The organism is uncultured Gemella sp., from assembly GCF_963525165.1.
Lineage (GTDB): Bacteria > Bacillota > Bacilli > Staphylococcales > Gemellaceae > Gemella.
The window spans coordinates 40,026-54,334 of record NZ_CAURJN010000012.1; the positions used below are offsets into that span (position 1 = coordinate 40,026).

Consider the following 14,309-nt stretch of genomic DNA (forward strand, 5'->3'; position numbering starts at 1 on the left):
CCCGCATAGCGGGTGGTTTTTTGTTTCGGAGACTTCGCCTCCTCAACTGACTAAAGTCATTAATAAAAGTTCCAAGAGATCGAAATAGTGAATTTATACCTCAAACACTAGTACCATATAAAAGAAACACACAAAATTTAGAAGAAACAATAATATTACTGTATAAAAGAGGTATGACCACAAGAGAAATAGGTAAAATTGTAGAACAATTGTATGGATATTACTACTCACCACAAACAATAAGTGTTATAACTAAACAATTAGATGAGAAAGTTAAAGAATATCATTCAAGAAAAATAACAAAAGAATATGCAGTGATATATGCAGACTCAACATATATTAGCGTAAAAAGAGGAACAGTGGGAAAAGAAGCACTACATATATTAATAGGAATAACAATAAGTGGAGAAAAAGAAATCCTATCATATGAATTATTTCCAACAGAATCACCAGAAAACTACAAAGATATGTTAGAAGATCTTAAGAAAAGAGGTTTAAATAGAGTATTATTGTTTGTCACAGATGGATTAAAAGGAATAAAAGAAAAGCTTGAAGAAGCCTTTCCTAAAGCAAAGTATCAAACATGCTGGACGCATGTAATAAAAAATATTTTACTAAAAGTAAGATCAAAAGATAAAGTGGAAATATCAGAAGATTTAAAAGCAGTGTATCAAGCATCGACAAAAGATGAGGCAGAAACAAATCTAGCATTATTTATAGATAAATATAAAGAAAAATATCCTAAAGTAACAAATAGTCTATTAGATGTTAGAGATTGTCTGTTTACATATTATTTATTTCCAAAATCAATAAGAAGAAGTATTTATACAACAAATATAATAGAAAATTATAATAAACATTTAAAAAAAGGGATAAAGAAAAAAGAACAATTCCCTAATGAACAATCTCTAAACAGATATGTTTGTGTATCAGCATGTGAATATAACGTAAAATATGTAGGTATATCGCACTATGGCTTTAGTATGGCGAAAGAAGAATTAGAGAATATGATAGAAGAAATATATATACTAGCTTTTATTCCCTTCTAGAGTTTAGATTTTTCTATGATTTTGTCAAGAACAAGGGCAAGCCTTCTTTGAATTCTTGACAAAATCTCTCGAAAAATCTTATTAAACTCTAAGAAATAAAAGCCATAAGAACTAATAAAATTATAAATAGTTAACTTTATTTAAAACATCAGATTGTGTTTACACAAAAATCTTGACACTGCCCTATTTAGGCACGACGTACATGTTATTCACTCATGTATGAATATCTATTCTCATACTAAGTAATATGTTAATACATATAAAAAAGCAACTGAATGGCGTTTCAGTTGCTTTTCGTGGTCTCATGTGAATATAATCGTCCAATTCACTTATATATATTCTACCACATACCTTTTCTTGTTGTCAATTAATTCGAAGGCATATCCTCTATCCCTTCTCCTATTTACATAATCTTAAAAATCTAACTTTAGTCTTAACATTAATAAGAAAACCTTTTCTAAAATGATTTCTAGTGCTATAATAAAGGTAGGCTACTGCCCCGGAAGGGAGGTGTTGGTATGAATACTAGCATTTCGCAAATTCTTGTGAATCTATTATCCGGAGTAATTCTTTTGATAATAGAATATTATTTCCTAAAAGATAACAACGAGAAAAAGTAGCCATTTTAGGACACGACGCATACTCGTCACTTTGTATGTGAATATTAAATATTAATATAAAAAGCCAATTGAAACAGCACTTCAATTGGCTTTCGTGTTGGAATGTACTAGCATTTCACATTCACTTTCTTATATTTTACCATATACTTTTCCTTGTTGTCAATTAATTCGGAGAGTTCCTTTTAAAGTAGTATAATTATTATAGAAAGTATAAAATCCTTTAAACCATAAATTGCGACACTCATAGAAAGGAATATATTCATATGAACATCACAACATAGGTTTTCACTAAAATGAAAATTACTTAAAAATCACGATTTTAATTAGCTAGCCACCGCAACAGAATTCATTAGACTTCTTAAAAACTCTTATAAAAAAATTCAGATATCAATAAACTTCTGCGTCTTTGAGTTCTCGTTTAAATCTAGGACTTTTTCCCCCTAAAAAATATTATAATTACACTTCCCCATACACAAAATCATTGTTCTTTTCAAATTCCTTGAATGTAGGAAGTTTTTTATCTTTCTCTGAAATAATCGCTTTTGATAAATCAATCTGCCAGTCAATTTCAAGCTCTTTATCATCGAATGCAATTCCTGCATCTGCTTCTACATTATAATAATTATCACACTTATACATGAAGTTAACATTAGGTGTTAATGTTGCAAAACCATGAGCAAATCCTCTAGGAACTAAAAGTTGTCTTCTGTTATGTTCTGAAAGGATAAAGCTCTCCCACTGTCCATAGGTTGGGCTACCTTTTCTCATGTCAACAATAACATCAAGCACTGCTACAGTTACCACACGAATAAGTTTTGTTTGCGCAGCACTTCCTCTTTGAAAATGTAACCCACGAACGACACCAGCTTCAACTGATAATGAATGATTGTCTTGAACAAAGTTAAAATCTATACCTAGTTTTTTATACTTCTCTTCAGAATAACTCTCCGTGAAAAATCCGCGGTGATCACCAAAAACATCCGACTCTATTATTTTTACATCTTTTAATTTTGCATCAAAAACTTTCATCCCAAACTACTCCTATCTCATAATTAGACAAATTCTTTTCATTCTTAATTATACTGTATTTAGTGTTTTTTTCTAATCTAGACACCTAACAACCAAATTTGACAAAAAATAAGAATTAGAATTATAGACCCCCCTTTATACTGAAAACATCAATAAAAGGGAGAATACAACAAATAAAACCTTTTCCCTAAATTTTCCTTAATATTTTTTATTTCAACATCAAATACTATAAAAAGACTCTAAAATAAACATCTCATAACGAAAAAAATTTCATGATTAAAATATCAGTACCCGGTACTTTCTCTATTTAAAGAAAAATTACTTGTTTTCTTCATTATGTAATAACGGATACAATTTAGCTCCCTGCTGATATCTTAAATGCTCTCTATACATTTTTTTTGCTTCAGAAAGTATTTTATTATATTTTAAAATTTCTATATTAGAAATTTCAAGCATTTGTAATTCTCTTTCCGTAAACTCTATTTTTTGGTTTGTTCCACTCATTCCAGTGTTTTCAGAAAGAATAAAAATGACTTTTATCTCTGTTTCCTTAACACTTTTAAGTTCAGGAATGTTTTGAATCATTGCTTGTCTATAATTGGTAATTTGCTCATTTATCATGTTAAAATTAACCTTGGCATAACCATCTGCGGTATTTTTCTTTAATTCTATAATTATAGGATATTTTTCTTCTGCAACTCTAATAGAAATATCTAAAAAATTTCTCTTAAACTCATCATTTCCTTTGTCTAATTTAAAAAATTCTTGATTTTTTAAATAGTCTGTCTCCGTTGGATTATTTCTATCTATATTCCAATATGGATTAATAAGCCAAGGATTATCTGATAAATGTTCTTCAAATATCTTTTCTTTTGAATCTGTTTCTTGCATTAATTGTTCAAGTTTGGTTATTGCTGCTAAACGTTTTTTTATAAGATTTGCATGATTAAGGTCTTCAGTTTTTGCAATATTAGCCATTAATTTTAATAATAACTTTATTTGTATATTATTATTTTCTTCTTTTTCAAAACTAGAAATTAAATCTTCGGTTTCTATATTATTTATAACACCTGCAATAGAGGTGATCATAGAATCTACAACTTGATTATCAATAGGTACCTCGTCATCTAATCTACTAGATAGTAAATTAAGTAGCTTATTATTTATTCTTTTTTGGTCAGAATTAAGTGTATTCAACCACTCTTTATATGAAATATTATTCTTTATTCTCTCAGGTAAATTATCAACAGCATTATTTTGTCTAATATCATCCCAACGTTCTATCACATGTGTTCGAATTTTATCAATATTAGTTATAAGTTCTTCTACTTCTATAATAGAATCATCTAAGCCTTGTCTACTAGAAGTAATTGGATCTTCTAAATTTGAAATTAATTCATCTGCAAAAATTTCACCTACAATATAATTATTTGCAATTCTTGCGGTAGATTTTGTTTTTAAAATATCTTCATCTGCAATTTTTCCATTGGCTAACAGTATAATATTAGCAAAACTAGCTCCGTACTCAGTTTTCAAATCTTTAGGTTTAATAGTTGTTCCTATCCACCCTTTTATTTTCTTATCTTTAAAATAGTTTTTTATATTATCATCTTTAGTATAAGGTTCAATTATTTTACTATTAGAAAATTGTTTTTTTAAATCTTCCTCTGAGCTATATCCAAAATATATTAAATATTCAATTTTGTCGTAATATAAATTTGAATCTAGATTAACTTTCTTATTGTCAATCGTTAAGCTAAAGTTATCCTTTACTTGATTTATATAAAATCTTCTAGAAAGTTGCACCAATATATTTTTTTTGGTATTAGCCGTAATATTTCTCCTTACATTTGTTATTTTAACAATAAATCCTGATTTATAAGCATTGTACTTTGAGAATTCTTCAGGTAAATCGACTTCTTCCACATCTACCGAACACTTGTCTCCATTGATCATATCAGTATAATTAAGTGTAAAAGAAATCCATTTATCAGAAGTAACTGTTTTTGAATATACAGTATAGGTATTACCGAGACTAAAGGCGGCCAACTTACCAATTCCCTTTTTTCCCATAGGATTACGTTCTTGTAGCCCATTGAATGGGGATTCCTTTTGTTTTGCTGAACCAATTATCGCATATTTATTTCTAAATTCATCAAAGTCTAATCCTTTTCCATTATCAATTATTGAGATAGAGGTACTTGATAATAAAATATTTACATTCGTAGCGTAAGCATCATAGGAATTAGCTATCAACTCAGCTAGTGCAGGGGGCGTTGTAGAATATAAATTTCTCCCTAGATGTGTTACAGTGTTATTTGATATAGAAAATTCTAAAGTATTCATTATGTTATACCTCCTCTAAATGCTTTTTTATACTTAATCCAATGATTTCTCCCAATTTTGGAGGAACCGCATTCCCTATTTGTGTTGCTATTTTAGAAAAAGTTAAGTCTTTTCTTTCCTTTATAAATTGATAATCATTGGGAAATGTTTGAATTATAGCACCTTCTCTTAATGATAATGCTCTATCTTGCTCTGGATGACCAAAACGACCATTTCCATAACCTGGAAATTGGGTTGTTATTGTAGATGCTGGCTTATCCCACTCTAATCTACCATATACCGCTCTAAAACTTTCTCCACTTTTACGTTTATAGCAATCAGGCAATAGACTTTCGTCCCAATCTTTCCAAGTTCCACCAGGCTTTGAACTTTTTATCCTTTGTAAGTTAAGTTCAGAAAGTCTCCTTGATGTATGAAGAAAATCAATTTCATTTACTTCCCCCGCTTTTAGTTCAGGTAAATGAGATATAACATCTCGGACTGTAACATAAGTATTTTTATCATAAAGACTATCAATAAGTTTTATATTTCCTAATTTAGAAGCAAGAAGTAATAACCTTTTTCTATTTTGAGGAACCCCATAATCAGGAGCATACACAACTTTCCAGGTTATGTAATAATTATTTTTTTCTAATATTTCCAAAAAATTAAAGAAAACATCTTCGTTAATTAATTGTGGGACATTCTCCATTGAAACTATTTCTGGTTGAACATTTTCTATCTGTTTTCCAAAATAATCTAAAAGATTCATTTTTTGTTTTCTATTATCATTTTCTTTATAACGATGGCTATATGATGAAAACGGTTGACAGGGGGCACATCCCATTAATATCCTTATATCAGTATCTTTAGGATATAAATTGTCAATTTCTCCATCTGAAATATCTCTAATATCTTTCAAAATAAATTTTGCATTATTATTATATTCATACGCGTATTTACAACTTGCTTCTATGTCATATCCAGCAATAACATTTATCCCTGTCTTCTGTATACCACATGTCAAGCCACCAATCCCACAAAACAAATCAATCGCATTAATATTCATTTTTGCTTCCCTCCTTTCAGCTATTTATTTTATAAATTTTAAAAGGCACTTAAATATAGACTGTTAACAATTATTTTATTATATTACTGAAAATAAATCAATTGATATAATCAATTTTCACTTTCAAAATAATGATTGGAAATGGCATTGTCACACTAGTATACAACTCAATATATAATATTTCTGATTCAAATTAATTTTATAAAGCATATAAATATAAATTAATAGATACTTTTTTGAAATATTATACTTATAATCTAACTTTTCATTAGTATATTAATATAAGTTTTACTTCTATAATCGATATCCCATTAGTATTATACGTACAATTTAAAGTGTTTTCATTTATAATATACATAGAATATATTATTCTTTCTAAATTATAAATTTAAATTTGAAATATAAAATATGTGTTGTAATCATGTATAACCACAGAAACAAACTTAAAATATTTTTCTAAAAATATTTGCTGAGGTTTTATATAAAAATCGAGCTAATTCAAATCATTAACTTTTACCAATAAAACAACTCCTATAAATCATGCGCAAACACTATATTAGACTATAAAAAATAAAATTAAGAAAGTGAGTACAAAAATATGGACAATAACTATAATAAATTTATAAATACAAATAGATTAGGAAAATCAACAGATAATAGAAGAAAAAGAAACGTAGAACATTTCTATAGTGACAAATCTAAAATTATATATTCTTCATCCTTTAGACGTTTACAACAAAAAGCCCAAGTTTTTTCCTTAGAGTCAAATGCAAGCGTACGAACACGATTAACACATTCTTTAGAAGTATCAAATATAGGAAGAAAACTAGCTGATAAAATTTCACGACGATTAAAAAAGGAAAATAAATTGGCTCCAAGAAACATCCTCCCTCTAGCATCAATCGTTGAAAATGCTTGTCTTCTACACGATATTGGAAATCCTCCTTTTGGTCATTTTGGAGAAGCAGCTATCAGAGAGTGGGCAAAATATTTAAAAAAACATCTCCCAGAAAACATTGATAATAATAATTCTTTACTTAACATATTAATTACTGATTTTGAAGAATTTGATGGAAATCCACAAGGTTTTAGAATTGTCACTAGACTTCATACCGATTTAGATGTCCATAGTTTAAATTTAACTTACTCCACACTACTATGTATGCTAAAATATCCTAGAACACCTGGATACGATAAAAATACAAAACTGTATAAAAAAGCTGGATATTTTCATACTGAAGAAAATATTGTAAAGAAAATATATGAAGAACTTAACATGACTCCAGGTTTCAGATACCCTTTTGTATATATAATGGAAGCTGCTGATGATATTGCATATTGCATGAGTGATATAGCTGATGGTATTGAAAAGGGTATAATAACTGAAATCGAATTCGTAGAAGAATTCGAAAAAGAATGGCACAGTCTTTATGGAGAAATAGATTCTACGATTACAATTCCTAAACAATCTAATTTGAAAGGATTTACTTACGACTTTTCAATACCATGGTCAAGGCAAGCCATAGAAGAAGCCGCAAATAGATTCATCGATCTTGCTGATGGTATTTATTTAGGAAAAGCAGAAAGTTTAATTTCTAAAGAAAATACTATGGGGAAAGTACTAGAAATTATGAAAAAGGTATCAAGAAGAATATTATATAAATCATTTGAAGCCGAAAGTATTGAAATCTCAGGATATGCAGTAATAACAGGCATCCTTAATGTATATACAAAAATATTAGAAATGAACTACGATGACTTTAGTAAAATACTAGAAGATAAGGATATAAATGGATATGATTTTGAAAAAAGGTTAATCCACTTTATAGGAAATCGATATATTATAGCATATCATAATGCTCTTGGCGAATTCGATAAAAATAAAGAAGACTATTATATTAGAGAATGGTGGCTAAGAGTGCATCTAATCATTGATCATATTAGTGGAATGACAGATCAATATGCTCTACAAACATATCAAATGTTAAAAGGAATTAGTATAATGAGATAAGCAAATTATTTAAATTCTAAGAACACCTTCCTTTACACTGGATTAACAAATAAAAGAGGCTCTATTAAATCCGGGGCATGGAAAGAATTCCAACTCCGGATTTCAGTTCTTTTTCAAATTTTGCTGATTTTGAAAAAGAGGAGAAAAACTATGCCATATTAAGCGTCCTAGCTTTCCCCCTGTTTTTCCCGACTTTGACAGTTTCGAGAGAAAAATATCGTTAGATAAAGAAAGTTACTCCTTATTTACCGCCGTTCCTCCTGAGAATTTATATTTATTCTTACACTTTTCACAATCACAAAATACATCTACAAAAGTTGCTTGATAATAATAACCGTTAGGTCTTTCTTTTGAAAATATTACATAGTTTTCTCCACAAGGGCATTTATATTTTCTCTCCCTTATTATATAATTATAAGTCTCTTCTATTTTTTCTGATACTAATTCTAAATTAATAACTTTTCCACTCATAATACCACTCCTTTTTTCTAAACTACAATTCTAATTACTATTTATTATCTATCATAAATAGTACACTTAGAAACCACCACTCCTATTACTTTTCTCTCTTATATCTAAAGCTCTTTAATATTATACACTCTCAATAAATTCAAAAAACAGAAATAAAAGTGATAATATACAAAGTAAATTAGTTTATAGAATTATATATAATATTCAACCATTAAATATTCATTAGCAAAACAGACTATTCTTCCATTATTTTGTAACTCTTTGATAACCATTGATCCTGGATGTTTAAATCTATTGTTTATCCCCGAAGAATTTAAGAAAATAGGTGTTCTCATAAAATCCTCCAATATTAAACTATTCCAATTATTATTTGCTCCATGGTGAGGCAATAAAAATATACCCGTATTATATGCTTCCTTTTCATAGCGTTTTATAAAATCGTAATAGTTTTCTGTTTTTTTCTTTGTCTTCAACGAAATATCTCCCGTTAGCATTGTTCCAAATCGATAAATTTCAAAATAACACCCAAACCTCACTCCATTATCTAACATTAAATGAATCCCAGACGTTTCTTTTTTTATAGGAGCATGGTATAAACACAAACTAGACTGATTCTGTTTAGAATTGTTATACTTGCTTGAGCAATAATTAGAATAAATCGTTCTCAAACCTACTTTAGCAGCGTTCAGGTTTCGTTTTAATAACTCCTCTAAATCTTTACAATTATTATTGCTTATAAGATTATCTATATCCAAAATTATAGTATTAATATCAGTGCTTATTCTTGCATTGTAAAACTTAAATATCCATTTCCCCTCTACAGAAAGAACCGTATTTCCAATTTTCTTTATCTTAGTATTTGGTAATCTATAGCCATCAATATCATGAAAATCTTTTATTTCAATTTCATTAAAGTCTTTTAACTCATCTCTTTCATCTTCGATTTTTTCACTAATACTCACAAGAACTATTTCATCAACCTTATCAAAAGTTGCACCATTTCCATAAACATATGCCATCAGCAATAAATAGTCCTCTTTCCCCCTATAATATGGTATAAAAATTCTTTTTATTTTGGATACTTTATTAAATAAATTTGGTAATCCATTTATATGATCATCATCAAAATGAGAAATAACCAACATATCTATTACATCACCTTGTGTAATATGTTGATTTATAGCTCCAGAAATGTTATTACCTCCACAATCATAAATGAACTTAAATGTTTCTCTATTGCTTAGATTAATTTCCCCTGTATAAAATAATCCTTGACCAGCATTACATAATTTAAATTTAGAACTCATTATCTTCTCTCCTTTAATTATCTATTCAATTCCTCTCTTACTACATTAAGAGCTCTCTCGATTACTACATGCATATCGTAATATTTATAGTCTGCAAGACGACCACAGAAGATAACATCTTTACCTTTTGCTTCTTCTAAATATTTTTGATACATTTCATTATTTTTAGCGTCATTAATTTGGATAGTATGGTTCATCTCCACGTTTCCAATCTATAGACACAGCCTTCATTTCCTTGTCAAGTTCAACAGCCCCAAATCTCTCTGGATCATGAACACGGTATCCAAATACTGTAGCACCACTTGTACGACTAGCAGCACGTTGAAGCATCTTACTAAGTTCACCACCATAGTATATATTATCCCCAAGTATTAAGCACACAGAATCATCACCGATAAATTCTTCTCCAATAATAAACGCTTGAGCTAATCTATCCGGACTTTCTTGAACTTTGTATTCAATGTTTAAACCTAATTCATTACCATTTCCAAATAACTCTTCAAAACGTGGAGTATCTGTTAGTGTAGATATTATCAAGATATCTTTAATTCCCGCAAGCATTAAGATAGACATCAGATAATAAATCATCGGTTTATCGTATATTGGCATCAATTGTTTTGACTCCGCCTTTGTAAGAAGATATAAACGCGTTCCGCTTCCTCCTGCTAAAATTATTCCTTTCATAAAAATCACATTCTTATTTTAGAATAGTTTATTTTTCTTAATTATATCTTTCTTATCTTTATATATTATTTCAAAAGCATCCTAATTTCTTTAATTTTTATGGTTCTTAATACAACATTCATTATAACATACGTAATACCGCCGACTCCAATATAAATTAACAGTCCAACTACTCCTTCTAATCCTAACATATATTTACATAGCATAATAGCTATGAACATTAGAGAAGATACACTAATAATTTTTATTAAATCAATATTAAATAATAGATTCTTATTAATAATATTACGACTATAATACCATTGAATAGCAAACACAAGAATTTCTACTACTACAGATGTTAGACTCGTTCCAATATATCCAAAAAGTGGAATAACTGCAATATTAACGATTACACTGACAAAGGCAGGTATCGTTGTTGACAACATAAATTCTTTATTTTTATTTCTAGCCACTAATACTTGATATCCAAGAATATTTGTCCAACCAATAAACATAAGGTTAAATACGATAATATACAAGACATACTTAACATCTTGGAAATCCTCTCCTAAAAATAGTTTAACAAACACTTCGTTGACCGCAATTAATCCAAAAATCATTGGAAAAATTATCAGATTATACAAAATGAACGAAAATCTTATCATATTCTGTGCTTCCTTTTCTTTTTTTTCAGAAAGAAGACTCGCTACTCTAGGCAACATAACAGCACCTAACGAACTAACCACAGTAATAAGTATGCTCGTTAACCTCTGCCCTTGTTCATAAATCCCAACATCAGAATACGATCCTAAAATACCTAATAACGTTTTATCTAATACTGCATAAAGTGATATTGCTACCTGTGGTAAAAACAGAAGTACAATAGGATGTAGGTTTTTCTTTATAACTTTTTTATTAAAAGTAGGTCGTTTTATAAATTTCTTCGCTGGTACCCACATTACAAATTGTCCTAGGAAATCGAATATGACAATTAAAAATACATAAAGATATACATCTTCGCTGCTTTTAATAAAGGTAAAAATACTAATTACTCCAGATAATTTTACAACAGTATTTCTAAGTGTTATTTTCTTAAAATCTTCTTTTCCTGTGAATAGCCATGAGATATCAATCATCTTTGAAAATAAAACAACACCTAATATTATCGGTATTATTCCACCCATATTTGGAACACTAATGACCGCTATCACATACGCAATAATTGCGAACAAACTCGCAATAAGTTGAATTGCATAAATATTCCAAAATGTGCTACTAACATCACTTGCAGCAGCTATTTGCTTCGTACCATATACCCCAACTCCTAACATCGCAAATAAAGAGAAGTAATTTGCAATAGAGTTATAAAATACATAATTACCTAAGTCTTCACTGGTAAAAATCCTTGTAACATATGGAACTGTTATTATTGGAAGAATTATCGTTAATATTTGATACGAAAGATTATATAAATAATTTTTTATTACTTTCATTATATTTCCTCATCAATTATAAAATCTCAAAATAAAAGATTTCTAATCTTTTTGATATTAATATTAGTATGGATTCAAAAATTCTATTCCTATCTAATATTATCAGTATACAACTATATCTTAATCATATTAGATTCTAAATTTTCATTATCTAAAATTAATATATTTTTGTGGCATCAATGCAATATTGATATACGGAATTTTTTTAAGAACATTAGTAGCTATTATCGATAAGAACCAACCTAATACTAAACCACAGATTATATGTATATATACTGATGTGATTCCTACTTTTAACATAATTATTCTTAACATACTACAAATCGGGGCATGTAATATATATATTCCTAAACTATCTTTACCGTATTTAGAAAAATAGTTAAAAAACTTTGGAAATATCTTCTCTACTCTAGGATATATTATAAATGCCACTCCTACACTCACTATAAATGCAATAGCCCAAAACTGTGGTGTATCGTAAGTTACATACATTTTCTTCACATTTGGTCTGTAATAAATTGACCAACAAATCATATAAATTATATCGAAAATTACAGTTGTACCAATCACTAACTTAATATTTAATTTGCTTAAATCTACTGAACGTAGTACTGCTCCTAACATGAAGAACATTCCCCATACTAATGTTTTTTGAACTATGTAGATATCTAAATTCATTAATAGCTCAATTACAAAACCTACTCCACTAATTATAAATAATGTTTCTTTTCTTTTTATATAAACAGACAATAATCCATATACCATTGATATAATCCATAAAGTATATAAATACCACGATACTCCAAGAGGAGTCTTATATATAGCAATTAAATTATGTAATGTTGTTGGAACTCTTACTGATGATCCAGCTGCTTTTTGCAAAATGAAATGAATTATAGAGTAGAAGATATAAGGTAGCCCTAATATTACAGTTCTCTTTAATGCATAATTCTTAAAACTTTTTAAGTTTTCTACAGGTTTGAAGAAAAAACCTGATAAAGCAAAGAATACTGGTATATGGAATATATAAACCTGAGCTGTTATTGTTATTAACATCTTATCATAGCTTGGAAATTTTCCTGATTCATATAACCCTAAGAATACATGACCTAATAGAACTAAAAAAATTGTGAAACCTTTCCCAAAATCTATCCAATTTATTCTATTTTTAGTCATTATTACCTAATTCCTCTCTTACTACATTAAGAGCTCTTTCGATTACTACGTGCATATCATAATATTTATAGTCTGCAAGACGACCACAGAAGATAACATCTTTACCTTTTGCTTCTTCTAAATATTTTTGATACATTTCATTATTTTTAGCATCGTTAATTGGGTAGTATGGTTCATCCCCACGTTTCCAATCTACTGAGTACTCACGTGTAATAACTGTTTTTTCTTGAGTACCTTTTTCGAAGTGTTTGTGCTCGATAATACGAGTGTAAGGAACTTCACGCTCTGTATAGTTCACTACAGCGTTCCCTTGGTAGTTTTCTTCATCTAATACTTCATGTTCAAAACGAAGACTTCTATATTCTAATTCTCCGTGTTTATAATCGAAGTATTGATCGATCATTCCTGTGAATACTACTTTTTTCGCACTTGCTTCTAACTCTTCGCGATTCTCAAAGAAGTCTACATTTAATTCTACTTCGATACCTTTTAGCATGTTTTCGATAATAACATTGTATCCACCGATTGGAATACCTTGGTATCTATCGTTGAAGTAGTTGTTATCGAATGTGAAACGTACAGGAAGACGCTTAATAATAAATGGCGGTAGTTCTGTAGCACTACGTCCCCATTGTTTTTCTGTATAACCTTTAATTAAAGTTTCGTATACGTCAGTACCAATAAGCTTAATAGCTTGTTCTTCTAAGTTTTTAGGTTCACTATCTTGCAGATGAGCTGTTTGTTCAGCGATTTTCGATTTTACTTCTCCAGGAGTCTTAGTTCCCCATAAACCGTAGAAAGTATTCATGTTAAAAGGCAGATTATATAATTTACCTTTATAGTTTGCTACTGGTGAGTTAATATAATTGTTAAACTCAGCAAACTGATTCACATAATCCCAAACTTCCTTGTTAGAAGTATGGAAGATATGTGCACCATATTTGTGAACGTTGATTCCCTCAACGTTCTCACAATAAATATTCCCACCAATATGGTCACGTTTATCTATTACTTTTACTTTTTTTCCTTGTTTTGTTGCTTCATGAGCAAAGATTGCACCTGACAATCCAGCTCCTACTATTAAATAATCGTA

Annotated in this window: 11 protein-coding genes and 1 pseudogene; 2 read left to right on the top strand and 10 right to left on the bottom strand. The window is 29.0% G+C overall.

Annotation, left to right across the window (positions count from 1 at the left end; translation table 11 throughout):
- Nucleotides 1–95: 95 nt before the first annotated feature.
- The gene (locus RWQ74_RS03815; protein ID WP_399540733.1) at nucleotides 96–1,049 is read left to right on the top strand and encodes an IS256 family transposase; all 954 of its coding nucleotides are present in this window, start codon (nucleotides 96–98) and stop codon (nucleotides 1,047–1,049) included.
- Between the two features lie 1,076 nt (nucleotides 1,050–2,125).
- On the opposite strand, the gene rfbC is transcribed toward RWQ74_RS03815, so the two are convergent.
- From rfbC to RWQ74_RS03830, 3 genes are all read right to left on the bottom strand, one after another.
- Entirely contained in the window at nucleotides 2,126–2,698 is a 573-nt protein-coding gene (gene rfbC / locus RWQ74_RS03820) for a dTDP-4-dehydrorhamnose 3,5-epimerase (RefSeq protein WP_314396946.1), read from the bottom strand.
- Nucleotides 2,699–3,016: 318 nt separating this feature from the next.
- The gene (locus RWQ74_RS03825) at nucleotides 3,017–5,044 is read right to left on the bottom strand and encodes an ATP-binding protein (protein WP_314396948.1); all 2,028 of its coding nucleotides are present in this window, start codon (nucleotides 5,042–5,044) and stop codon (nucleotides 3,017–3,019) included.
- A gap of 4 nt (nucleotides 5,045–5,048) precedes the next feature.
- Nucleotides 5,049–6,092, bottom strand: coding sequence for a DNA cytosine methyltransferase (locus RWQ74_RS03830; protein ID WP_314396950.1), 1,044 nt, complete (start codon nucleotides 6,090–6,092; stop codon nucleotides 5,049–5,051).
- 598 nt (nucleotides 6,093–6,690) lie between these two features.
- On the opposite strand from RWQ74_RS03830, the gene dgt reads away from it, so the two are divergent.
- Nucleotides 6,691–8,103: a dGTPase gene (gene dgt, locus RWQ74_RS03835; RefSeq protein ID WP_314396952.1), complete on the top strand. Its 1,413-nt coding sequence runs from the start codon at nucleotides 6,691–6,693 to the stop codon at nucleotides 8,101–8,103.
- 234 nt (nucleotides 8,104–8,337) lie between these two features.
- On the opposite strand, the gene RWQ74_RS03840 is transcribed toward dgt, so the two are convergent.
- From RWQ74_RS03840 to glf, 7 genes and pseudogenes are all read right to left on the bottom strand, one after another.
- Nucleotides 8,338–8,574, bottom strand: coding sequence for a hypothetical protein (locus RWQ74_RS03840; RefSeq protein WP_314396954.1), 237 nt, complete (start codon nucleotides 8,572–8,574; stop codon nucleotides 8,338–8,340).
- 191 nt (nucleotides 8,575–8,765) lie between these two features.
- Nucleotides 8,766–9,881 (bottom strand): hypothetical protein, encoded by a 1,116-nt coding sequence (locus RWQ74_RS03845; RefSeq protein WP_314396956.1) that lies wholly within the window; start codon nucleotides 9,879–9,881, stop codon nucleotides 8,766–8,768.
- 17 nt (nucleotides 9,882–9,898) lie between these two features.
- Nucleotides 9,899–10,078: a UDP-galactopyranose mutase gene (locus tag RWQ74_RS03850; protein WP_314396958.1), complete on the bottom strand. Its 180-nt coding sequence runs from the start codon at nucleotides 10,076–10,078 to the stop codon at nucleotides 9,899–9,901.
- 7 nt (nucleotides 10,079–10,085) lie between these two features.
- Nucleotides 10,086–10,565, bottom strand: a pseudogene (locus RWQ74_RS03855) (sugar phosphate nucleotidyltransferase); the annotation flags it as partial.
- A 65-nt stretch (nucleotides 10,566–10,630) separates the two neighbouring features.
- The gene (locus RWQ74_RS03860; protein WP_314396960.1) at nucleotides 10,631–12,040 is read right to left on the bottom strand and encodes an oligosaccharide flippase family protein; all 1,410 of its coding nucleotides are present in this window, start codon (nucleotides 12,038–12,040) and stop codon (nucleotides 10,631–10,633) included.
- Between the two features lie 147 nt (nucleotides 12,041–12,187).
- On the bottom strand, nucleotides 12,188–13,216 hold the full coding sequence (locus RWQ74_RS03865) for an acyltransferase family protein (RefSeq protein ID WP_314396962.1): 1,029 nt from the start codon (nucleotides 13,214–13,216) through the stop codon (nucleotides 12,188–12,190).
- Nucleotides 13,209–14,309 (bottom strand): UDP-galactopyranose mutase (glf, locus tag RWQ74_RS03870; RefSeq protein ID WP_314396964.1); only part of this gene is annotated, 1,101 nt, incomplete at its 5' end. The genes RWQ74_RS03865 and glf, both read right to left, overlap by 8 nt.

What these genes read in the sequence shown, in the direction of transcription:
- dgt (WP_314396952.1), top strand. Translation starts at nt 6,691, where the DNA reads ATGGACAATAACTATAATAAATTTATAAATACAAATAGATTAGGAAAA.
- RWQ74_RS03850 (WP_314396958.1), bottom strand. Translation starts at nt 10,078, where the DNA reads ATGAACCATACTATCCAAATTAATGACGCTAAAAATAATGAAATGTAT.
- RWQ74_RS03825 (WP_314396948.1), bottom strand. Translation starts at nt 5,044, where the DNA reads ATGAATACTTTAGAATTTTCTATATCAAATAACACTGTAACACATCTA.
- rfbC (WP_314396946.1), bottom strand. Translation starts at nt 2,698, where the DNA reads ATGAAAGTTTTTGATGCAAAATTAAAAGATGTAAAAATAATAGAGTCG.
- RWQ74_RS03845 (WP_314396956.1), bottom strand. Translation starts at nt 9,881, where the DNA reads ATGAGTTCTAAATTTAAATTATGTAATGCTGGTCAAGGATTATTTTAT.
- RWQ74_RS03840 (WP_314396954.1), bottom strand. Translation starts at nt 8,574, where the DNA reads ATGAGTGGAAAAGTTATTAATTTAGAATTAGTATCAGAAAAAATAGAA.
- RWQ74_RS03860 (WP_314396960.1), bottom strand. Translation starts at nt 12,040, where the DNA reads ATGAAAGTAATAAAAAATTATTTATATAATCTTTCGTATCAAATATTA.
- RWQ74_RS03830 (WP_314396950.1), bottom strand. Translation starts at nt 6,092, where the DNA reads ATGAATATTAATGCGATTGATTTGTTTTGTGGGATTGGTGGCTTGACA.
- RWQ74_RS03865 (WP_314396962.1), bottom strand. Translation starts at nt 13,216, where the DNA reads ATGACTAAAAATAGAATAAATTGGATAGATTTTGGGAAAGGTTTCACA.